21 protein-coding genes and 2 pseudogenes are annotated in these 20,587 nt (G+C 41.0%); 15 read left to right on the top strand and 8 right to left on the bottom strand.

Translation table 11 applies throughout. The features are described from left to right. The first annotated feature begins 3 nt into the window (after positions 1-3). The 5 genes from HMPREF9182_RS04605 to dtd all read left to right on the top strand — a co-directional run bounded on the left by HMPREF9182_RS04605 (position 4) and on the right by dtd (position 5,336). Positions 4-456: an NUDIX hydrolase gene (locus HMPREF9182_RS04605; protein ID WP_009754640.1), complete on the top strand. Its 453-nt coding sequence runs from the start codon at positions 4-6 to the stop codon at positions 454-456. A gap of 204 nt (positions 457-660) precedes the next feature. Next, positions 661-1,614, top strand: a complete 954-nt coding sequence (gene prmA / locus HMPREF9182_RS04600; RefSeq protein ID WP_009754844.1) for a 50S ribosomal protein L11 methyltransferase — start codon at positions 661-663, stop codon at positions 1,612-1,614. Next, on the top strand, positions 1,615-2,358 hold the full coding sequence (locus tag HMPREF9182_RS04595) for a 16S rRNA (uracil(1498)-N(3))-methyltransferase (RefSeq protein WP_009443772.1): 744 nt from the start codon (positions 1,615-1,617) through the stop codon (positions 2,356-2,358). A gap of 119 nt (positions 2,359-2,477) precedes the next feature. After that, positions 2,478-4,694 carry a RelA/SpoT family protein gene (locus HMPREF9182_RS04590; protein ID WP_009443918.1) on the top strand — a complete coding sequence of 739 codons (2,217 nt, stop codon included), beginning with the start codon at positions 2,478-2,480 and terminating at the stop codon, positions 4,692-4,694. Between the two features lie 198 nt (positions 4,695-4,892). Next, positions 4,893-5,336 (top strand): D-aminoacyl-tRNA deacylase, encoded by a 444-nt coding sequence (gene dtd, locus HMPREF9182_RS04585; protein ID WP_009754391.1) that lies wholly within the window; start codon positions 4,893-4,895, stop codon positions 5,334-5,336. A 25-nt stretch (positions 5,337-5,361) separates the two neighbouring features. On the opposite strand, the gene HMPREF9182_RS04580 is transcribed toward dtd, so the two are convergent. The 7 genes and pseudogenes from HMPREF9182_RS04580 to HMPREF9182_RS04550 all read right to left on the bottom strand — a co-directional run bounded on the left by HMPREF9182_RS04580 (position 5,362) and on the right by HMPREF9182_RS04550 (position 10,486). After that, positions 5,362-5,775 (bottom strand): EVE domain-containing protein, encoded by a 414-nt coding sequence (locus HMPREF9182_RS04580; protein ID WP_009443214.1) that lies wholly within the window; start codon positions 5,773-5,775, stop codon positions 5,362-5,364. After that, a complete protein-coding gene (locus tag HMPREF9182_RS04575) occupies positions 5,768-6,229 on the bottom strand; it encodes a MarR family winged helix-turn-helix transcriptional regulator (protein ID WP_009754679.1) in 462 nt (153 codons plus the stop codon). The genes HMPREF9182_RS04580 and HMPREF9182_RS04575 overlap by 8 nt, the downstream gene beginning before the upstream one ends. A gap of 182 nt (positions 6,230-6,411) precedes the next feature. Next, a pseudogene (locus tag HMPREF9182_RS04570) lies at positions 6,412-7,067 on the bottom strand (metal-dependent transcriptional regulator). Positions 7,068-7,179: 112 nt separating this feature from the next. After that, the gene (tpx, locus tag HMPREF9182_RS04565) at positions 7,180-7,671 is read right to left on the bottom strand and encodes a thiol peroxidase (RefSeq protein ID WP_009443332.1); all 492 of its coding nucleotides are present in this window, start codon (positions 7,669-7,671) and stop codon (positions 7,180-7,182) included. A gap of 298 nt (positions 7,672-7,969) precedes the next feature. Further along, entirely contained in the window at positions 7,970-8,902 is a 933-nt protein-coding gene (scaA, locus tag HMPREF9182_RS04560) for a metal ABC transporter substrate-binding lipoprotein/adhesin ScaA (protein ID WP_009754334.1), read from the bottom strand. A gap of 26 nt (positions 8,903-8,928) precedes the next feature. Further along, the gene (locus HMPREF9182_RS04555) at positions 8,929-9,765 is read right to left on the bottom strand and encodes a metal ABC transporter permease (RefSeq protein ID WP_009443067.1); all 837 of its coding nucleotides are present in this window, start codon (positions 9,763-9,765) and stop codon (positions 8,929-8,931) included. A 1-nt stretch (position 9,766) separates the two neighbouring features. Then, the gene (locus HMPREF9182_RS04550; protein WP_009755033.1) at positions 9,767-10,486 is read right to left on the bottom strand and encodes a metal ABC transporter ATP-binding protein; all 720 of its coding nucleotides are present in this window, start codon (positions 10,484-10,486) and stop codon (positions 9,767-9,769) included. 143 nt (positions 10,487-10,629) lie between these two features. On the opposite strand from HMPREF9182_RS04550, the gene HMPREF9182_RS04545 reads away from it, so the two are divergent. Both HMPREF9182_RS04545 and HMPREF9182_RS04540 read left to right on the top strand, forming a co-directional pair. Beyond that, positions 10,630-12,522, top strand: a complete 1,893-nt coding sequence (locus HMPREF9182_RS04545; RefSeq protein WP_009443789.1) for a M13 family metallopeptidase — start codon at positions 10,630-10,632, stop codon at positions 12,520-12,522. 191 nt (positions 12,523-12,713) lie between these two features. After that, positions 12,714-13,610 (top strand): DUF7916 family protein, encoded by an 897-nt coding sequence (locus tag HMPREF9182_RS04540; RefSeq protein WP_009755131.1) that lies wholly within the window; start codon positions 12,714-12,716, stop codon positions 13,608-13,610. A gap of 35 nt (positions 13,611-13,645) precedes the next feature. On the opposite strand, the pseudogene HMPREF9182_RS04535 reads toward HMPREF9182_RS04540, so the two are convergent. Next, positions 13,646-14,835, bottom strand: a pseudogene (locus HMPREF9182_RS04535) (ROK family protein). 206 nt (positions 14,836-15,041) lie between these two features. On the opposite strand from HMPREF9182_RS04535, the gene HMPREF9182_RS04530 reads away from it, so the two are divergent. The 8 genes from HMPREF9182_RS04530 to HMPREF9182_RS04500 all read left to right on the top strand — a co-directional run bounded on the left by HMPREF9182_RS04530 (position 15,042) and on the right by HMPREF9182_RS04500 (position 20,538). Then, positions 15,042-15,353, top strand: a complete 312-nt coding sequence (locus HMPREF9182_RS04530; protein WP_009443790.1) for a PTS sugar transporter subunit IIB — start codon at positions 15,042-15,044, stop codon at positions 15,351-15,353. An 8-nt stretch (positions 15,354-15,361) separates the two neighbouring features. After that, the gene (locus HMPREF9182_RS04525) at positions 15,362-15,679 is read left to right on the top strand and encodes a PTS lactose/cellobiose transporter subunit IIA (protein ID WP_009754907.1); all 318 of its coding nucleotides are present in this window, start codon (positions 15,362-15,364) and stop codon (positions 15,677-15,679) included. Positions 15,680-15,686: 7 nt separating this feature from the next. After that, positions 15,687-17,045 (top strand): PTS sugar transporter subunit IIC, encoded by a 1,359-nt coding sequence (locus tag HMPREF9182_RS04520; RefSeq protein ID WP_037602705.1) that lies wholly within the window; start codon positions 15,687-15,689, stop codon positions 17,043-17,045. 1 nt (position 17,046) lies between these two features. Then, positions 17,047-18,834 (top strand): glycoside hydrolase family 35 protein, encoded by a 1,788-nt coding sequence (locus HMPREF9182_RS04515; protein ID WP_009443449.1) that lies wholly within the window; start codon positions 17,047-17,049, stop codon positions 18,832-18,834. Positions 18,835-18,838: 4 nt separating this feature from the next. After that, positions 18,839-19,768 carry an aldo/keto reductase gene (locus HMPREF9182_RS04510; protein ID WP_009754446.1) on the top strand — a complete coding sequence of 310 codons (930 nt, stop codon included), beginning with the start codon at positions 18,839-18,841 and terminating at the stop codon, positions 19,766-19,768. 176 nt (positions 19,769-19,944) lie between these two features. Then, on the top strand, positions 19,945-20,130 hold the full coding sequence (locus HMPREF9182_RS04505; RefSeq protein ID WP_009443205.1) for a Blp family class II bacteriocin: 186 nt from the start codon (positions 19,945-19,947) through the stop codon (positions 20,128-20,130). A 12-nt stretch (positions 20,131-20,142) separates the two neighbouring features. Continuing rightward, positions 20,143-20,322, top strand: coding sequence for a hypothetical protein (locus HMPREF9182_RS10750; protein WP_009754954.1), 180 nt, complete (start codon positions 20,143-20,145; stop codon positions 20,320-20,322). A 15-nt stretch (positions 20,323-20,337) separates the two neighbouring features. Continuing rightward, a complete protein-coding gene (locus tag HMPREF9182_RS04500; RefSeq protein ID WP_009443220.1) occupies positions 20,338-20,538 on the top strand; it encodes a hypothetical protein in 201 nt (66 codons plus the stop codon). The last annotated feature ends 49 nt before the right edge of the window (positions 20,539-20,587 follow it).

The raw sequence follows: 20,587 nt of genomic DNA, 5'->3' as shown, positions 1-20,587 counted from the left end.
CTGATGTCGGATGAAGAAGAACTAGATTTACTGCACAAACAGATGGAGTTTTCTGGTTGCAAGATTGCCTTACTCTGCGATGATAGGCTGCTGACCATCTTGCGAGATGATAAGGCAAGCATTCCATATCCAAATATGTGGGAGCTGCCGGGCGGTGGTCGCGAGGGCGAGGAGACGGCTTTTGAATGCGTTCAAAGAGAAGTTTTTGAAGAGCTTGGTTTGAAGCTTGAAGAAATGGCTATTGTCTGGGCTAAGGATTATCCAGGAATGGTTGATCCTGACACAACTTCTATTTTTATGGTGGGGATCATCTCTCAGGAAGAATGTGCCAGTATCATCTTTGGTGATGAGGGCCAGGCTTATCAGATGATGGATGTGAGCCAGTTTTTAGCAGATGAAAAGGTCATTCCGCAGCTGCAGGACAGGTTGAGAGATTATTTGGAGATGCAAGCATGACCCATACTGAGCCCGAAAAAGAAGGCATGGATATGGTCTATATGACAAAGGCAATGAAATAAACAAAGAAAGGATCGTTCAGTTAAATTTCTAAACTGAACCCGCCCTAAACACTGTGCTAAAAAGATAAGGTTCTATTAGACGCAAGCGTCGTCAGAGAATTTCCTGTTTTGGCTTTGTGTTTTACGGGCCTGGTATTTAATAATGGACACTTGGCAGGAATTAACGATTGAAGTGAAGCGTGAGGCGGAGGAAGCAGCCTCTAATATTCTGATTGAGCTGGGCAGTCAGGGCGTGGCTATCGATGACAGCGCAGATTATCTGGGGCAGGTTGACCAGTATGGTGAGCTTTTTCCAGAAGTTGAGCAGAGCGAACGGGTCAAGGTTACCGGCTACTATCCGGATTCTGTGGATATAGAGGCTGTTGCGGTCCAGGCCAATGAGCGACTAGCTGAGCTGGATGGCTTTGGCTTGGAGACGGGAGATATTCAGCTGACTCGGCAGGAGCTGGCTGAGGAAGACTGGGCGGATAACTGGAAGAAATACTTTGAGCCAGCTCGTATTACTCATGATTTGACCATTGTGCCGTCCTGGACGGACTATGAGGCGACAGCTGGTGAGAAGATTATCAAGCTAGATCCTGGCATGGCTTTTGGTACGGGCACTCACCCGACGACCAAGATGAGCCTCTTTGCGCTGGAGCAGGTCTTGCGAGGCGGAGAAACAGTGTTGGATGTAGGCACAGGCAGCGGTGTCCTCTCCATTGCTAGCTCTCTCTTAGGCGCTAAGGACATCTATGCCTATGATTTAGACGAGGTGGCGGTGCGCGTGGCCCAGGAGAATATTGAGCTCAATCCTGGTATGGAGAACATTCATGTGGCGCCGGGGGATCTTCTCCGAGGTGTAGAAATCGAGGCGGACGTCATTGTTGCCAACATCTTGGCCGATATTCTCGTCCATCTGACAGAGGATGCCTACCGTCTGGTCAAGGATGAGGGCTATCTGATTATGAGTGGGATTATTTCTGAGAAGTGGGAAATGGTGCGCGAGTCAGCAGAAACGGCAGGATTTTTCTTGGAAACGCATATGATTCAGGGCGAATGGAATGCCTGTGTCTTTAAGAAAACGCAGGACATTTCAGGCGTGATAGGTGGTTAGATGCAGCAGTATTTTATAAAAGAAAACCCTCAGTCTCCTCTGGTGGTCACGGATAAGGACACGGCCAAACACATGTTTTCGGTCATGCGGCTCAAAGAGGGCGACCAAGTCACACTGGTCTTTGATGATGGCATAAAACGGCTGGCTCGGGTGTTAGACCCCAGTCAGCAGAGCTTGGAAATCGTGGAGGAGCTAGCAGACAATACCGAGCTGCCGGTTCAAGTGACCATTGCTTCAGGCTTTCCCAAGGGCGATAAGTTAGAGTTTATCACTCAAAAGGCAACGGAGCTAGGAGCCAGTGCTATCTGGGCTTTCCCAGCTGACTGGTCAGTGGCTAAGTGGGATGGCAAAAAGCTGGCCAAAAAGAGTGAAAAACTGGAGAAAATTGCTCAGGGAGCAGCTGAGCAGAGCAAGCGCAATCTGATTCCGGAGGTTCGGCTCTTTGATAAAAAGGCAGGCTTTCTAGCTCAGTTGCCTCAATTTGATACCATCGTCGTTGCCTATGAAGAATCGGCCAAAGAAGGAGAAAATGCAGCTCTAGTCCGAGCTCTGTCGGGCTTAACAGTCGGAGCAAAAGTTCTCTTTATCTTCGGACCGGAGGGCGGTCTATCGCCAGATGAAATAACGACCTTTCGCCAAGCAGGAGCTGTATCGGCTGGTCTAGGTCCACGGATCCTGCGGACAGAGACTGCTCCGCTTTATGCCTTGACCGCAGTCAGTGTTTTGACAGAACTAATGAAATAAAAAAATGCTGTAGCTCATCAGATGAGCAACAGCATTTTTAACTTTCAGTCCCTTTACATAAGTGTTTTCTTATTCCCTTAAAAATGTTAAAATAATAGGCAAGAAATTGGAGAGTATACATGCCAAAAGAAGTGAATTTAACGGGCGATCAGGTCATCGCTTTAACGAGAAAATATTTATCAGCTGAAGATGTAGCTTTTGTTCAGAAGGCTTTGATTTACGCAGTGGATTGTCATAGCGGGCAGTTTCGTAAATCTGGCGAGCCTTATATTGTACACCCTATTCAGGTGGCTGGAATTTTAGCTAAGCTCAAGCTAGATGCGGTCACAGTTGCTTGCGGTTTTTTACATGATGTTGTAGAGGACACCGATGCGACTTTGGATGATCTAGAGCGAGAGTTTGGTTCGGATGTGCGCGTGATCGTAGATGGTGTGACCAAACTTGGAAAGGTCAAATATAAGTCCCACGAGGAACAGTTGGCTGAAAATCATCGCAAAATGCTTATGGCTATGTCGGAAGATATCCGAGTGATTTTGGTCAAGCTAGCTGACCGTTTGCATAATATGCGGACGCTCAAACACTTGCGTAAGGATAAACAGGAGCGGATTTCTAGAGAAACAATGGAAATTTATGCTCCCTTGGCTCACCGTCTAGGGATTTCTAGTGTGAAATGGGAGCTGGAAGATTTGTCTTTTCGCTATCTCAATGAAATTGAATTTTACAAGATTTCTCATACGATGAAAGAAAAACGTCGTGAGCGAGAAGCCTTGGTAGAAGAGGTAGTTCGGAAGATTGAGACTTATGCTGGCGAGCGACATTTACATGGTGAGATCTATGGTCGGCCTAAGCACATCTACTCGATCTACCGTAAGATGCAAGACAAGAAAAAGCGATTTGATGAAATCTATGATTTGATAGCTATTCGCTGTATCTTAGAGACTCCGAGCGATGTTTATGCTATGTTGGGCTATATTCATGAGCTTTGGAAACCGATGCCTGGGCGTTTCAAGGATTATATTGCCAATCGTAAGGCTAATGGGTATCAGTCCATCCATACAACGGTTTACGGACCTAAAGGGCCAATCGAATTCCAAATTCGAACAAAAGAAATGCATGAAGTTGCTGAATATGGAGTTGCAGCTCACTGGGCTTACAAGAAGGGGATCAAAGGCAAGGTCGATAGTAAAGAATCTGCGATCGGAATGAACTGGATACATGAGATGATGGAATTGCAGGCGGAGTCTGGTGATGCACAAGAATTTGTTGATTCCGTTAAAGAAAACTATCTAGCCGAAGAAATCTATGTTTTTACACCGGATGGTTCTGTTCGAGCTTTACCGAAGGATTCTGGTCCCATTGATTTTGCTTACGAGATTCATACCAAGGTTGGAGAGCGGGCAACAGGAGCTAAAGTGAATGGTCGTATGGTTCCGCTAACCACCAAGCTCAAGACTGGCGATCAGGTAGAGATTATCACAAATGCGAACTCTTTTGGTCCAAGTCGGGACTGGATTGGTCTAGTTAAGACGAGTAAGGCCCGCAATAAAATTCGACAATTCTTCAAGAATCAAGATAAAGAACTGTCCGTTTCGAAGGGGCGTGAACTCCTGCAGGCACAATTTCAGGAAAATGGCTATGTAGCGAATAAGTACATGGACAAAAAACACATGGAAGAAGTGCTACAAAAAACAAGCTATAAGACAGAAGAAGCTCTCTTTGCTGCCATTGGTTTTGGAGAAGTCGGAGCAATTTCTATCTTCAATCGTTTAACTGAAAAAGAACGCCGTGAAGAAGAGCGAGCCAAAGCACGAGCAGAGGCTGAGGAGCTTGTTAAGGGTGGTGAAGTCAAGGTTGAGAACAAGGAGATCCTTAAGGTTAAGCACGAGGGTGGCGTGGTTATCCAAGGTGCATCTGGTCTTCTCATTCGGATTGCCAAGTGCTGTAATCCTGTTCCGGGTGATGATATTGTTGGCTATATTACTAAAGGACGTGGTGTTGCTATCCACCGGCAGGACTGCATGAATCTAAAGGCTCAGGAAAATTATGAGCAACGATTGATCGACGTAGAATGGGAAGATAACAATACGACCAAGGAGTATACAGCCCATATTGATATTTACGGTCTTAACCGAACAGGTCTTTTAAATGACGTCTTGCAGGTCTTGTCAAATACGACCAAGAACATCTCCACAGTTAATGCCCAGCCGACCAAGGATATGAAATTTGCAAATATTCATGTATCATTTGGGATTGCAAATCTATCCATGCTTACAACGGTCGTAGACAAAATTAAGAGTGTGCCAGAAGTTTATTCAGTTAAGCGAACCAATGGATAATTTTTTTGAAAGCTGTATTGAATAATTTTTTGATAGCGCTTATTCGTATAGAAGGGTGAGAAAAAGCCTCGGGATAGGATGAGTCTTTCGTCACCAGCATGTATGCCCTGTGTCATTTGCTGATGGCTTTCGTTGAACAGAAGCTCTTTTATCTGATCATCATCTGATTGATTTTTATAGATCAAGTGGAGGAAAAATATGAAAATTGTTATTCAGCGTGTCAAACGTGCACAAGTTAGTATTGAACAAGATTTATATAGCAGCATTGGAAATGGTTTATTGCTCTTAGTAGGTGTAGGGCCTGATGACAGTCAGGAGGATGTGGACTACGCTGTTCGAAAGATTCTCAATATGCGAATCTTTTCAGATCAAGAAGGTAAAATGAATGTATCAATCAAAGATATTGAGGGTGAGATTCTTTCGATTTCTCAGTTCACACTCTATGCGGATACCAAAAAAGGGAATCGCCCTGCTTTTACTGGAGCTGCAAAGCCAGATATAGCAACTCGGTATTATGATTCTTTTAATCAACAGTTATCTCAGGAAGTGCCTGTTAAGACGGGTGTTTTCGGAGCAGACATGCAAGTAGAGCTGGTCAATGACGGACCAGTGACGATTATCTTGGATACGAAAAACAAATAGAAGGTTAGGATGGATGTCCTACCTTCTATTTTTCTTGTTTCATTTGTTCAAAGATATAGAGGAAAAATGATTTTGAAACTTTAAAATGTCCATAGCGTAGTTTAGAAGCGTATTGACGCCATTCGGGATGCAGTCTGACTTGTTCAATGGGACAGTCTTTTACTGGCTGATAATAGCTGACATTGCGTCGAAAAGGGAAAAAATCTTCAAACATTTCTACTTGATAAGCAGAGTCATCTACTATTTTTCCAACCGCTGTAAAAGCCTGTAATTTTTCCTGATCAGCCATCTGGTATTTAGGGCTATAGTAGAGTAAGTAATCTCCTTTTTTCATCCGATTAAGAGGTCCTTTTTTTCCGTGGCAGACTTGACAAAAGCCACCTTTGACACCCCTCTGTACATGTTCTTTTGATACGACACCAACCCAAAATTTAGTCATCTTCCGTCTCCAAGGTTATTAAAAGTTGGTTGAATAATGCTGTCTTGTCACTCAATTTTCCAAAGAAAGTTTGGTCAATCTTTTCTACCAAAGGAATCGCTTGATTGACTTTTTCTAGCCCTTCATCTGTTAGGAGAATGGCATTGGCACGACTATCTGCGGGATGGCTTTGTCGTGTTAGTAATCCTTTTTTGATGAGGAGTCGGATTGTTTGAGATACGGTCATAACATCCATGTCAGAAAAACGAGAAATATCAGCTTGACTGATCCATTCCTGCCGACGTAATAGTGCAGCGGTAGCTGTCAAAATGACAAATTGTGGATGAGTTATATCAAGCTGTTTGAGTTCATCTTTTACAAGATTATGCCATTTATGGTAGGTGCGGATAAAGAGCAGACCTGTTGATTGTTGGTAATCTTTTTGATACAAAGAGTTGAAATCAAAAGTATTCATTTTTCTAAATCCTTTTCTAAAATGATAAGTATACTTATTATAAACAAATCATATTATTTTGTCAAAAAAAGAGAGCGAATAGACTAAATTGATTTGGTTCTTTAGTGTATTCGACTCTTATAAAGATGACTGGGGATTGAATAGTGAAGGGGCAAACTCATTGATTATGAGCATTAAGAAGTCTATGGCTTCTGAATTTTTTCTACATAAATCTGTTTGGCAATGGATCGTCCGATTTGGATTTCTTGCCCATCGACTTCTAGTGAATAAAGCTGACTATAATTATCATAAGACAGGAAGTGGATGGTTTTGCCCACCTGAAGGCCATTTTTTTCTAGATAAGTCAGCAAATCAAAATCATCATGGACACGAGTTAGCAAGTAATGACCAGTTCTTTTTACATTTGCTAAAGTGGTATTGTTTTTTCTACCAACAATTCTCCTTTGGCAGGGATTGTTCCGCCGTGCGGGCAATTTTTGGGAAAATGGAGTAATTTTTCTAATTGCTCGACGAAGTGATCAGATACAGTGTGCTCTAGGACTTCGGCTTCTTCGTGAATTTCCTCAGTTGTATAGCCTAGATGATTGACAAGAAAAACTTCAATCAAGCGGTGCTTACGATAGAGATCTGAAACTAATTTGAGTCCAAGATCGGTCAAAATATAGCCAACAGATCTATCTTTTAGTAATAGTTGCTCAGCTAGTAATTTTTTTACCATCTCAGTAACGGCAGGGGGAGAAACTTGCATTAGTTGAGCGACTTCTTTGTTGGTGATTTTTTCTTGTCTTGTGCCAATTTCGTAGATACATTTGAGATAATCTTCTTTATTTGGGGTCATCTTATCATTCCTTCTATTTGCTCTAACTCTCTTGCTATTTCTAATATTAGTAGTATATCAAAAAAGTGATGAAGAAGATACTGTGACCATATTTTGATAGATAAGAGAAATATTATAAACTCTTAACTGCTGTAATCGCTGCTTCAAAGTTAGGTTCTGTATTAATGTTGTCTACATACTCAGCGTAGGTCACGGTGTTGTTTTCATCCAGGACAAGGACTGCGCGTGCTAAAAGGTGCCATTCATTGATGAGGACAGCATAGTCACGGCCAAAAGAATGGTCAAAGTAGTCAGAGAGCATGACAGCATTTTCAATGCCTTCTGCTGCACACCACTTGCTTTGAGCAAACGGCAAATCAACTGAAACCGTGATAACAACGGTATTATCTAAGTCAGATAGCTCTTGGTTGAAGCGGCGAGTCTGAGTGGAGCAGATGCCAGTGTCGATAGATGGGATGATGCTCAGGACTTTCTTTTTGCCAGCAAAGTCAGATAGAGTTTTCTTTGAAAGATCAGTTGCAGTCAGACTAAAATTATGAGCTGTGTCACCGACCTGCAGTTGCTTTCCAGTAAAGGTTACAGGGTTTCCAAGAAAAGTTGTCATAAAAGTCTCCATTCATATTTGATAGCTTCATTGTACTGCGAATGGTGAATTTTTTCGAACAATTTGATTAGAAAATTGAGAGTGGCTATATCTGGGGCATATTTTTTCTATAGAAAGGAGGCTGGGACAAAAGTCCTAGCCTCTCAATTGTCTTTGGATTGTCGAGCAAGACGCAGTGGTTGAGTGGGCTCTATTACGCTGATTTCATCAGCTTTTACAGCCCTACTCAACTGTGCGGAGGTGGGACGACGAAATCGAATTCTAACGAATTACCGATTTCTGTCCCACTCTCTCCATTTTATTTTGCCAATCCTTCTGAAATTTTATCCAGATTGTATTTCATCATGCTATAGTAGCTATCGCCTTCTTCACCCTTTTCAGCGATTGAGTCAGTGAAGATTTTAGCATGGATTGGGATATTTGTGTCTTTAGAAACAGTCTTCATCGGACGATCGTCCACACTTGATTCGACAAAGAGAGATGGGACTTTGGTCTTACGTAGTTTTTCAACCAAGCTTTTGATTTGGTCTGGAGTCCCTTCTTCTTCGGTGTTGATTTCCCAGATATAGGCTGATGGCACATTATATGCCTTAGAGAAGTACTTGAAGCAGCCTTCGCTGGTCACAATCATTTTCTTTTCTTCTGGGATGTTGTTAAACTTCTCTTTGGCTTCCTTATCCAAAGCGGTCAGTTTTTCCACATAGGCTTTGAGATTTTTTTCGTAAGTAGCCTTATTGTCAGGATCCTTTTCAATCAAGCGTTTGGCAATATTTTTCGCATAGATAATGCCGTTTTCTAGGTTGAGCCAAGCATGAGGATCTTCTTTTCCTTTTTCACTTTGACCTTCTAGGTAAATGACATCAACGCCCTCACTGACAGCGTAGTAGTCCTTGTTTTCTTTTTTCTTGGCATTTTCTACTAATTTTGTAAACCAAGCATTGCCACCAGTTTCTAGGTTGATACCATTGTAGAAGATAAGATCGGCTTTTGAAGTCTTTTTGACATCTTCTGGCAGGGGCTCATATTCATGCGGATCCTGACCAACAGGGACAATGCTGTGCAGATTGATTTTATCGCCAGCGATATTTTTTGTAATATCTGCGATAATTGAGTTGGTTGCAACGACATTTAGCTTGGAAGAGCTAGAGTCTGTACTGCTTTTTTGACTAGAACAGGCTGCTAACCCCACAATAGCCAGTAAAAGCAAAACTAAATAACGACATTTTTTCATCAGAAAAAATCCTCCATAAATTTATTTTATTTACTTTTTCTTTTTAAATACCGCTGTTTAGGAGCGATAAAAAAGGAAACCAAAAAGATCAGAGCAGAGGTCAACACAATGCTAGAACCTGCTGCAATATTAAAGCTATAGCCGATAAAGAGGCCTACGACAGAAGCCGTAGCTCCCAGAGTAGATGATAGAAGAATCATTGTTTTTAGACTATTGGCATAGAGATAGGCAGTAGCTGCTGGAGTAATCAGCAGGGCTACGATAAGAATAGTTCCAACGCTTTGCATGGCTGTTACAGACACCAAAGTCAATAAAATCATCAGTAAATAGTGATAGAAATTCACCTTCATCCCCATAGCCTGAGCCAAAAGTGGATCAAACGATGTGATGAGAAGACGTTTAAAGAAAATGGCAATGACTAGTAGGACTAGAAGGGCTACTCCGATACTAATCCACATATCAAGGTCCTGTACAGCTAAGATATTCCCAAAGAGGATGTGGAAAAGGTCGGTAGAACTATTAGCCACCCCAATCAGAATGACCCCCAGAGCCAAAAAAGATGAGAAGGTAATTCCGATAGCTGTGTCGCTTTTAATAATGGAGTTCCCCTTAATATAGGTAATAATAACAGATGCTAGCAGACCAAATGTAATGGCTCCAATGAAAAAATTAATCCCTAAAATATAGGACAATGCCACACCTGGTAGGACCGCATGAGAAATAGCATCTCCCATGAGCGACATGCCACGCAGAATGATGAAGCAACCAACTGCTCCAGCTACGACTCCGATGACAATCGCTGTAATTAAGGCGTTTTGCAGAAAGTGGAAGTCTTGCAATCCTTGAATAAATTCTTGAATCATCTTAGGCACCTCCATTCATAAAAATTTGAGGGCCGTATGTTTGTTCCATATTTTCTCGGGTGAATGTACTTTCAGTTGGTCCAAAAGCGATTAATTTCTTATGAAGGAGTAGGACTTGATCAAAATAAGCTGTTACTTTACTTAAATCATGATGGACAATTAAAATTGTTTTTCCTTCTTTCTTTAGATGCCGTAAAGTTTCCATAATAATTTCTTCGCTGACAGAGTCAATGCCGACAAAGGGCTCATCAAGAAAAATATAATCGGCCTCTTGGACTAAGCAACGCGCAATCAGGACTCGTTGGAATTGTCCACCAGATAGCTGACTGATTTGACGTTCAGCAAAATCCTCCAATCCAACAATTTTTAAGGCTTGACCAACCTTGTCCCAGTCGGAGGAATTGAGTCGCTGGAAAAGTTTAATCTTGGGATAAAGCCCTAGAGATACGCATTCTTTTACCTTAATCGGGAAGTTATAATCGATATTGATTTTTTGTTCGACATATGCAATTTTATTGAGTTCCTCCTGAAGAGGTCGATCGTCTAAGAAAGCCTGGCCTTTGTGATCCACAATGCCTAGTATTCCCTTTAAAAGGGTAGATTTTCCTGCACCATTGGGACCGATAATTCCGGTAATAGTAGGGCCTTCTATGTTTAAAGAAGTTTCATCGAGTGCCAGTTCGCCCTGATAGCTGACACTTAGGTTTTGTATCTTGATCATGTAAATTACCTCTATGATATTAATATACCTTAAACATAAAATTAAGTCAAGTTAATTTTTATTTATATATTTCATTTCGTAAAAATTTGAAAAAGAAAATGATTTTTGTTAGGATAGGAGAAAATAGTGAAAGAGAGAACAAAATGACACGATTACAAGATGACTTTTATGAAGCGATTAATGGCGAATGGGCCAAGACGGCAGTGATTCCTGATGATAAGCCAGTGACGGGTGGTTTTATGGATCTGGCAGATGAAATTGAGAGCCTCATGCTCTCTACGACTGACAAATGGCTGGCTGGAGATGAAGTGCCAGAAGATGCTATTCTGCAGAACTTTGTTGCCTATCACAGACTAGCGTCAGACTATGACAAGCGAGAAGAGGCTGGGATTGAGCCAGCGCGTGCTTACATTGATGAAATTCGCAACCTAGCGTCTTTTGAAGACTATGCTTCTAAGATTGCTGATTTTGAGTTGGCTGGTAAGCCGACTGATTTTCCATTTGGTGTAGCACCGGACTTTATGGACGCTCGGATCAATGTTCTCTGGGCAGATGGACCGGGCACTATTTTGCCAGACACGACCTACTATGCGGAGGACCATCCGCAGAAAGCAGATCTGCTTGCAAAATGGCGCAAGGCTCAGGAAGATTTACTAGCAAAATTTGACTTTATTGAAGAGGAAATCAAGAATCTTTTGGATAAAGTTTTGGAGTTAGATGCGGTCTTTGCCCAATATCTTTTATCTAATGAAGAAAGTTCTGAGTATGCTAAGCTCTATCATCCTTATAAGTGGGAAGAGTTCAAGGACTTGGTGCCAGAATTGCCTCTGGCGGATATTTTCACCAAGCTAATCGGTCAAGAACCTGACCAAGTCATTGTGCCTGAGGAACGCTTCTGGAAAGCAGCTAAGGATATCTATACAGCCGCAAACTGGGATAAACTCCATGCTCTGTTGATTCTATCTGCGGTTCGCAATACAACACCTTATCTAACGGATGATATCCGTGTCTTGGCAGGTGCTTATCAACGTGCTTTATCGGGAACTCCTCAAGCTCAGGACAAGAAAAAAGCCGCTTACTACCTAGCTCAGGGGCCTTTTAATCAAGCGATCGGTCTCTGGTATGCCGGCCAGAAATTCTCACCAGAAGCCAAGGCTGATGTAGAGCAAAAAGTGGCGACGATGATTGAAGTTTATAAAAATCGCCTAGCTAAGAATGACTGGCTCACACCGGAAACTCGAGAAAAAGCCATTGTCAAACTCAATGTCATCAAGCCTTATATCGGCTATCCTGACGAGCTACCTGAGCGCTATTCCCGCAAGGTTGTGGACGAAAATCTAACTCTTTTTGAAAATGCTCAGAAGCTGAGCCAGATTGATATTGCTTATAGCTGGAGCAAGTGGAATCAACCGGTGGATTACAAGGAATGGGGAATGCCAGCCCACATGGTCAATGCTTACTACAATCCGCAGAAGAATTTGATCGTCTTTCCAGCAGCTATCCTGCAGGCGCCTTTCTATGATCTGCACCAGTCCTCATCAGCTAATTACGGTGGTATCGGAGCGGTTATCGCCCATGAGATTTCTCATGCTTTTGATACCAATGGGGCTTCTTTTGATGAAAATGGCAGCCTCAACAACTGGTGGACGGAGCATGACTACCAAGCCTTTACTGAGCGGACCCAAAAGGTCATTGACCAGTTTGAAGGCCAGGATTCTTACGGTGCCAAGGTCAATGGCAAGCTGACTGTCTCAGAAAATGTGGCAGATCTGGGCGGCATTGCAGCGGCTCTTGAGGCAGCCAAGAAAGAAGCAGATTTCTCAGCTGAGGAATTTTTCACCAACTTTGCTCGTATCTGGCGGATGAAGGGACGAGAAGAGTACATGAAACTTCTGGCAAGCGTTGATGTCCATGCACCGGCTAAACTTCGGACCAATGTTCAGCTGCCAAACTTCGATGATTTCTTTAAGACTTTTGATGTTCAAGAAGGAGATGGTATGTGGCGCAGTCCAGAAGAACGTGTAGTGATTTGGTAAATTTTAGAAACTAGAAAAAGCTTTGATACTTCTGTATCGGCTTTTTTAGTTATCTAAAAATAAAGCGTTTACATTTCGAACTAAAAGTGTTATACTTAATTGGTAATAAAATATAAATAAAAAAGCTGTAAAACAAAAATTAAATCACAATAATTAATAAAATATAAACAAAATCAAAAAGAGGTAGAAATATGGTCAAACGATTTATTAGTTCTAATGCATCAGAGATTTTAAGTATGACAGCTAGTGAGCTGAAACAAAGCATCAAAGCTAGCGAGGGACGGATCATTTTATCAGAAAATGTGGCTTTTAAGGAATCTTATATCGGAGATATTACCAATTCTGAGATGGCTAGAGCTTTTGGTGCAGACCTTATTTTGCTAAATGGTATCGATCTCTTCAATCCTTATGTGGATGGTTTGACTGGGAAAGGAAACTTTGTAGAGGAGCTACATCATTTAGTTGGACGCCCTATCGGAGTCAACTTAGAACCGATTGATACACAGGCGCAAATGGCTGAAGATCGTCAAGAAATTAACGAAGGTAGGCAAGCCAGTGCTGCAACCATTCAGGCAGCAGAACAATATGGTGTTGATTTTATTTGCTTGACAGGAAATCCAGGAACAGGGGTGACAAATCAGGCGATTATCAATACGATTCGAGTAGTGAAAGAGCATTTTTCAGGCTTGCTCATTGCTGGAAAAATGCATGGTGCAGGAGTAGATGAGCCAGTAGCGGACTTGGAGGCTATCGAGCAATTTATTGAAGCGGGAGCAGATATTATCTTAGCTCCAGCGGTGGGCAGTGTCCCAGGATTTGATGATGCAGATTTGAAACAAATCGTTCAGTTGGCACATAAAAAAGGCGCTCTTGTAATGAGTGCTATTGGAACGAGTCAAGAAAGTTCGGATACAGATATTGTTAAGCAAATGGCAATCCGCAATAAAATCTGTGGCGTAGACATTCAGCATATTGGAGATTCAGGGTATGGTTGTCTTGCTCCAGTGGAGAATATCTTTGCAATGAGCAAAGCGCTTCGTGGCCAGCGTCATACGGTTTCGATGATTGCTCGTTCAATCAATCGTTAAAATATATAAAAAAAAATTGAGAACCAAGTAGGCTCTCAATTTTTTTTATTAAGAAAAGCTTCGTTAATACATAGGCTGGTTGCAGCTCTAGCAACATTCAAATGAGAATACGGTTTGATGGTAATCTCGGGTTGTTTTTGATGAGGGAACAGTTGTACCATGTGTTGCAAGCGAGAGAGGATCTGCTCTGCGATTATTGGATAAGAGAAAATTTCGCCATCTAAGTAAATGTGCTCTGTGTCAATAAGTTGGCATAGATTGGAAATCGAAATAGTCAAATATTTACAAGCGGTATTGATCAACTCAATACTACCAAGATCCCCTAATTGGTAAGCTGTAAGGAGCGTGTTGAGGTTGATATCGCCAGAATCAGCCACTAAGGTCCGAAGTAAAGAGACACGGGAAGAGTGATAGAGCAAGCTTGCTTTGTCAATCAAGGCGCTTTCACTGGCATAGACTTGCAGGCAACCATTTTTACCACAAGGACACCGTTCGCCTTCAGGATTGATAACAGTGTGTCCGACTTCTCCAATCAGGAAGTTTTCTTGACTATAGATACTTCCATTATACATATATGAACAATGAATACCTCTTGCAACATGATAAACAATGAAATTACTATCTGTAGAATGATAGGTAAAGAGTCGCTCTGCCAAGGTGAGGCAGTGAGATTTGTTACCAAAGTAAACGGGAACAGCAAAAGCATCCTGTATTGTTTTTAAGTTGATATTTTCCCAAAGTGGGTTTTTAGAGATGATTTGCTGGCTTTCGTCTAATTTAACGTGCCCAGGCAAGCCAATCCCAATTGCTGAAATAGAAACATTCTTATTTTTTGTAAAAAATGTTGGATAAGCTTAATGATTTCAATATCACTAGGACCACCTTGATGTTCTAGATGATGCGTATGCCATTCGCTAGCCAAAATATCACCGATATTATCAGCAATCACTAATGCAAGATACTTTTCAGAAATCTCAAACCCCAAATAAAAGTGTTGGCGAGCAGTGATGTCTAGTAAAGTTTTTTTACGTCCGACACTATCATCCTCTAATTCTCCTAGTTCGTGCACCAATCCTTCTTTAATGAGTTCGTTGATAATATTGCCTGTTGTAGCAGGAGTGATGTGTGTTTCTTTTGAAATATCGATACGAGAAATAGGGCGTCTTGCATAGAGCTGATCTAGAATTGTTGCCCTAATTTCAGCTTGTTTTCGAGTTAATGTCATAATTTTTACCTCAGCTGATATATTATCAAAAAATAATTAAAAACTCAATATGAAAGCGTTGACATTTTCAAAAACTCGGTATATAATATTTATAGAAAATTAACAATAAACTTAAAAAAACAAAAAACAGCTTTTTTATTTACATATTACAAATAATAAGTTTATTTTAATTTTTTAAATACCTAATTATTTAGGAGGGGAAATATATGGCTACAAAAGAAATCATGCTAGTATGTGCTGCAGGTATGAGTACTAGCCTCATGGTGACAAGAATGCAAAAAGCAGCAGAAGAAAAAGGGATGCAAGCAAACATTTTTGCAGTTCCAGTGCCAGAAGCAGAAAGCTATCTAGCAGAACACCAAGTTGATGTTGTCTTATTAGGCCCTCAGGTGCGCTATCTATTGGACGGGTTTAGAGAAAAGTTAGCAACTACTCCAGTAGATGTCATTCCTATGACGGATTACGGCATGATGAAGGGTGACAAAGTGCTAGAGCTAGCTGAGTCTTTAATGCAATAGGAGGATGTATGGACGGACAATCATCTTTAGAAGTTGCAATGCAATTAATTATGTATGGCGGAGAAGCAAAATCTTGTGCTTTAGAGGCCATTGCAGCAGCTAAAAATCAGAAATTTGATGATGCTGCAGAAAAACTCTCCCAAGCTCAGGCGGCACTTTTAGAGGCGCACCATGCTCAGACAGATATGCTGACTAGAGAGGCGCAAGGAGAAAAAAACGAAATTAATTTATTTATGGTCCACGGTCAAGATCACTTAATGACGAGTATCGCTTTTGTTGATTTGGCTAAGGAAATCATTGCTCTCTATCAAAAAATAGAAAAATAAGGAGAAGATTATTATGAGTAATTTTGTCGATAAATGGCAAGCGCGTCTGATGCCGATTGCTAATAAAGTAGGAAATCAAAAGTTCCTCGTTGCCCTTCGTGATTCCTTTATTGGAACCATGCCAGTCATTATGACAGGTTCATTTGCTTTAATGCTGAATGCTTTTCTGTCTGATCTTCCAGGTCAATTTGGTTGGACTTGGATCACAAGTACTTTCCAGTGGTTGATTGACATCAACTGGTTAGTCTTCAAGGGTAGTATTCCAATTGTTGTTCTTTTATTCTTGTTTACATTTGGTGTAAACATTGCTCGAATTTACAAAACAGATAAGGTGTCAGCTGGACTGGTAGCGGTCGCTTCTTATGTTATTACGATTGGTGGTTCTATCACAAAGACATTTGAATTGGCTTCAAATAGCCAAGCGGTTGGTAAGGCAGTTGAGAAATTACCAGAGTTTAAATTGACTGGTAATAGCCTTGCAGTAACACTTAATAGTGTGATTCCGGGCGACCAAATTAGTGCCCGCGGGTATTTTACAGCAATTTTAATTGGTTTTGTTTCTGTTATCATCTTTTGTAAAGTCATGAATCGTAACTGGACAATCAAGCTTCCAGATTCTGTTCCGCCTGCAATCATGAAGCCATTCTTATCTATCATCCCAGCTGCGATTGCTATGTATGTCATCGGTATTGCGACTTATATCTTCAATACTGTGACTGGAGAATTAATGATCAACTGGATCTATAAGGTCCTTCAAGCACCGCTTCTTAGTATGTCACAAAGTTTCTGGGCTGTCTTGTTAATTGTATTTTTGAATAAGATTTTCTGGTTCTTTGGACTTCATGGTGGTAATGTCTTGGCACCGGTCATGGCTAGTCTATTTGGTGTTACTATGCTTGCAAACTTAGAAGCTTTCCAAGCAGGTCAAGCTATTCCATATATGTGGACAGATAACTCATTTGGTGCTTTTGTTTGGTTTGATGCGATTGGTGTTGCAATTGCAATTCTTTGGCAAGCTAAAAATAAACATTATCGCGAAGTAGCAAAATTGGGTATTTTCCCAATGATCTTCAATATCGGTGAGCCTGTGATGTATGGTCTGCCAATTGTACTGAATCCAATTATGTTCATTCCATATGTAGTGACGCCACTTCTGATGGTGACTGTCTCTTACTGGGCAACTGCATGGGGACTTGTTGCGCCTGTTACTCAGAACGTAACGTGGGTAATGCCTCCTGTCTTGTATGGATTCTTTGCGACAGCCTTTGACTGGAGAGCAATCATTCTATCACTCATTAATATCGCCATCTCAACCTTTGTTTACTTGCCATTTGTTAAGATGGCTGACAAACAACAGGAGCAATAATATGACAAATTTTGAAATACGTGATGAATTTTATCTTGATGGGAAGCCTTTTAAAATTTTATCAGGAGCCATTCAATATTTTCGTCTTCATCCTGATCAATGGCGAGAAACACTCCACAACTTAAAAGCACTAGGTTACAATACTGTTGAGACTTATATTCCCTGGAGTTTGCACGAACCTCAAGAAGGGCAATTTGTAACAGACGGCCTACTTGATTTTGAAGCTTATTTTGATCTTGTACAGGAAATGGGTCTTCATTTGATTGTGCGTCCGACCCCTTATATCTGTGCTGAGTTTGATTTTGGTGGAATGCCACCATGGTTACTCAATTATCCTGGTATGCGTTTCCGTGTAAATGATGCCTTGTTTTTAGAAAAAGTTAGTCGTTTTTACGATTGGCTCTTTCCAAAGCTCTTGCCTTATCAGTTTACAGAAGGCGGTCCTATTCTCATGATGCAAGTGGAGAATGAGTATGGTTCTTATGCGGAAGACAAGGAATATATGCGCAACATTGCGAAAATGATGCGAGATCGTGGCGTCAGTGTCCCTCTCTTTACATCAGATGGAACTTGGATTGAAGCCTTAGAATCAGGGACCTTGATTGAAGATGATATCTTTGTAACAGGGAATTTTGGATCACAAGCGAAGGAAAATACAGATAATTTACGTGCTTTTATGGAGCGTCATGGTAAAAAATGGCCGCTTATGTGTACAGAGTTCTGGGATGGTTGGTTCAGCCGTTGGGGCGAAGAAATTGTCCGCCGAGATGCTGAAGACCTCGCACAGGATGTAAAAGAGATGATGAGAATCGGTAGTATGAATCTCTTCTTGCTACGTGGAGGAACAAACTTTGGATTTATCAGTGGCTGTTCTGCTCGGAAGACAAGAGATTTACCACAAATCACCTCCTATGATTTCGATGCACCGGTTACAGAATGGGGGGTGCCAACAGAGAAGTATTATGCTGTCCAACGAGTGACGCATGAACTTTTCCCAGAATTGGAGCAAATGGATCCAATTATTCGTAAGGCTAGAGCTTATGGAAGCTTTCCTGTCGAAGGAACAGCAGCTCTTTTGGATGTAGCTCCACAGATCACAGAGGAAATTGTACATGATTATCCACAACCAATGGAGCGAATTGGACAGAATCATGGCTACATCCTTTATCGTTCAGATATTAAAAATCAATATCACGAAGAGCGACTGAAAGCATTAGAAACTCACGATCGTTGTCATTTCTATATCAATCAAGAGCACTTAGCTACTCAGTATAGAGAAGAGCTAGGAGATGAAATGCTCTTCTCTGCTGATACAGAGCGTATTCAAATTGATGTGTTGGTAGAAAATATGGGACGTGTCAACTATGGGTACAAGTTGAATGCACCTAGCCAGTCTAAAGGTGTAAAAGGTGGTATCATGATCAACCACCAATTCCGTAAGGGTTGGAAACACTATGCCTTGAAGTTTGATGAGACCATGCTGTCTAAGCTAGAATGTACAAATCCTGTACCAGATAAGATTGTATCACCCATTTTTTACAAATTTAATGTAAAATTAGATGAGATAGCAGATACTTTTATCGACTGTTCACAGTATGGTAAAGGCTGTATCAGTGTCAACGGCTTTAATCTAGGACGCTATTGGAGTCAAGGTCCGATTCAATATCTGTATATTCCATCAGGATTTCTGAAGGAAGAAAATGAGTTTATCGTCTTTGAGACGGAAAACGTAAAAGTTGAAGAACTGTCCTTGGTTGATCAGCCGGTATTTAAAGAAATGGGGTTGTAAAACAATGAAATATATCAGCGTTGGAAATGAACTGGAACAAGCTAGCCAATTGGTCTTGGGTTGTATGCGGATGGCTGAAAAGTCTTCAGATGAAATTGTAACTGTGTTGAAGACTGCTCAGGAAATCGGTATTAACTTCTATGATCACTCCGATGTTTATGCGGGTGGCGAGTCTGAAGCTAAGTTTGCTAAAGGCTTGCAAGATGCGGGAATTTCACGTGATCAAGTGATCATTCAGTCAAAATGTGGCTTGCGAGATGTGCATACGAATTATCATTTTGATTTTTCAAAAGAGTATATCATTGACTCAGTAGAAGCCAGTTTGAAACGCCTACAGACCGATTATATGGATGTCTTACTTTTGCATCGTCCAGATGCTCTGGTCGAGCCAGATGAAGTAGCAGAAGCATTTGATCGCTTGTATCAAGCAGGAAAAGTGCGTTACTTTGGAGTCAGCAATCAAAATCCTTACCAAATCGAACTGTTACAAAAGAGTGTCAAGCAGCCACTGATTGTCAATCAGTTGCAGTTTGGCCCAGCTCATACGCCTATGATTGATCAAGGTCTTAATGCTAATATGCACAATTCTTTTGCCATCAATCGTGATGGAGGCGTCTTGGATTATTGTCGATTGAAGGATATTACGATCCAGCCATGGTCGCCATTCCAAGTTGATTTGGCACAGGGATTGTTTATGGATCATCCTAAATATGTAGAATTGACAAAGACACTTAAACAGTTTGCAGAGCAGTATCAAGTTTCCTTTGAAGCGATTGTCCTTGCTTGGATTTTACGGCATCCAGCAAATATGCAACCAATCATCGGAAGTATGAATCCAGAGCGAATCCGCTCAAGTGCAGAAGCATTTAAAGTAGATTTGCCACGTTCAGAATGGTACAAAATTTATAAAAGCGCAGGAAATGCCTTGCCGTAAATATCTATGCCCCCCTATTTCAAGAAGTAAATTGTGAAAACAATTTGCTTCTTTTTGCTTATTAGAAACATTTTAATTTTTTAAGGCTTTTGCGAATAGTATAAGTGAAAGGAAGTTTGTCGACAAAAAGCCTTGCTTAGCATTTTCTTTTAAGAATATAAGACAAAAGAGGAAATATGAAACCATTAAATAAAATGGACGAACAGTTTTATGTATTGAGTGACGAGGAAATGGCCACTGTAGAGGGTGGTGGTATCCTGTTTGGCATCGTTATTGTAGGAGGGATTATCGTCGGTGGGACATTTGTTTTAGGTGCTATAGACGGAGCTATGGGAGCACGTGCTAGACGAAGTGGTTATTAGGAAATAAACAATATGGTTAAAAAAATTGAGAAATTTTATAGTGTGCAGTCTTTACCGATAAAAGTGATTTTATTTGTTGTAGCTTTAATTGTCATCTATGCTTTGGCAAACTTAGTTTTGCCTCCTATTATGAGATGGGACAAAAGTTTGGTGCAACACTATACAACAAGCTGTTTTAAGAAAATGAAGTAGAAAGAAGACTAAAATATGAATAAGATTATGTTGGAACAGTCGTTTACAAACTTAACAGAGCTAGAATTGGCAAATGTTGGAGGAGGTAGAATTGTCTGGAATGGACAGATTAATGCCGAAATGCATAAAGTGATTGATAGTTCGGGCAATTTTTTATCTCGTGTTTATAATGCTGGTCGATCTTTCGGTCGAAATTTTTACAATGCTTTCTTTTAAATATTAGTGCATAAAACTCCATTCAGGAGTTTTTCTGCTTTTCTCGTCT

Source organism: Streptococcus sp. oral taxon 056 str. F0418 (assembly GCF_000220065.1).
Taxonomy (GTDB): Bacteria; Bacillota; Bacilli; order Lactobacillales; family Streptococcaceae; genus Streptococcus.
The sequence above is the reverse complement of the archived record's forward strand: the minus strand, read 5'-3'. Positions and strand labels throughout refer to the sequence as shown.

Bases quoted from the DNA above. Each gene is read 5' to 3' on its own strand.
- HMPREF9182_RS04605 (WP_009754640.1), top strand. From the start codon at position 4: ATGTCGGATGAAGAAGAACTAGATTTACTGCACAAACAGATGGAGTTT.
- prmA (WP_009754844.1), top strand. From the start codon at position 661: ATGGACACTTGGCAGGAATTAACGATTGAAGTGAAGCGTGAGGCGGAG.
- HMPREF9182_RS04595 (WP_009443772.1), top strand. From the start codon at position 1,615: ATGCAGCAGTATTTTATAAAAGAAAACCCTCAGTCTCCTCTGGTGGTC.
- HMPREF9182_RS04590 (WP_009443918.1), top strand. From the start codon at position 2,478: ATGCCAAAAGAAGTGAATTTAACGGGCGATCAGGTCATCGCTTTAACG.
- dtd (WP_009754391.1), top strand. From the start codon at position 4,893: ATGAAAATTGTTATTCAGCGTGTCAAACGTGCACAAGTTAGTATTGAA.
- HMPREF9182_RS04580 (WP_009443214.1), bottom strand. From the start codon at position 5,775: ATGACTAAATTTTGGGTTGGTGTCGTATCAAAAGAACATGTACAGAGG.
- HMPREF9182_RS04575 (WP_009754679.1), bottom strand. From the start codon at position 6,229: ATGAATACTTTTGATTTCAACTCTTTGTATCAAAAAGATTACCAACAA.
- tpx (WP_009443332.1), bottom strand. From the start codon at position 7,671: ATGACAACTTTTCTTGGAAACCCTGTAACCTTTACTGGAAAGCAACTG.
- scaA (WP_009754334.1), bottom strand. From the start codon at position 8,902: ATGAAAAAATGTCGTTATTTAGTTTTGCTTTTACTGGCTATTGTGGGG.
- HMPREF9182_RS04555 (WP_009443067.1), bottom strand. From the start codon at position 9,765: ATGATTCAAGAATTTATTCAAGGATTGCAAGACTTCCACTTTCTGCAA.
- HMPREF9182_RS04550 (WP_009755033.1), bottom strand. From the start codon at position 10,486: ATGATCAAGATACAAAACCTAAGTGTCAGCTATCAGGGCGAACTGGCA.
- HMPREF9182_RS04545 (WP_009443789.1), top strand. From the start codon at position 10,630: ATGACACGATTACAAGATGACTTTTATGAAGCGATTAATGGCGAATGG.
- HMPREF9182_RS04540 (WP_009755131.1), top strand. From the start codon at position 12,714: ATGGTCAAACGATTTATTAGTTCTAATGCATCAGAGATTTTAAGTATG.
- HMPREF9182_RS04530 (WP_009443790.1), top strand. From the start codon at position 15,042: ATGGCTACAAAAGAAATCATGCTAGTATGTGCTGCAGGTATGAGTACT.
- HMPREF9182_RS04525 (WP_009754907.1), top strand. From the start codon at position 15,362: ATGGACGGACAATCATCTTTAGAAGTTGCAATGCAATTAATTATGTAT.
- HMPREF9182_RS04515 (WP_009443449.1), top strand. From the start codon at position 17,047: ATGACAAATTTTGAAATACGTGATGAATTTTATCTTGATGGGAAGCCT.
- HMPREF9182_RS04510 (WP_009754446.1), top strand. From the start codon at position 18,839: ATGAAATATATCAGCGTTGGAAATGAACTGGAACAAGCTAGCCAATTG.
- HMPREF9182_RS04505 (WP_009443205.1), top strand. From the start codon at position 19,945: ATGAAACCATTAAATAAAATGGACGAACAGTTTTATGTATTGAGTGAC.
- HMPREF9182_RS10750 (WP_009754954.1), top strand. From the start codon at position 20,143: ATGGTTAAAAAAATTGAGAAATTTTATAGTGTGCAGTCTTTACCGATA.
- HMPREF9182_RS04500 (WP_009443220.1), top strand. From the start codon at position 20,338: ATGAATAAGATTATGTTGGAACAGTCGTTTACAAACTTAACAGAGCTA.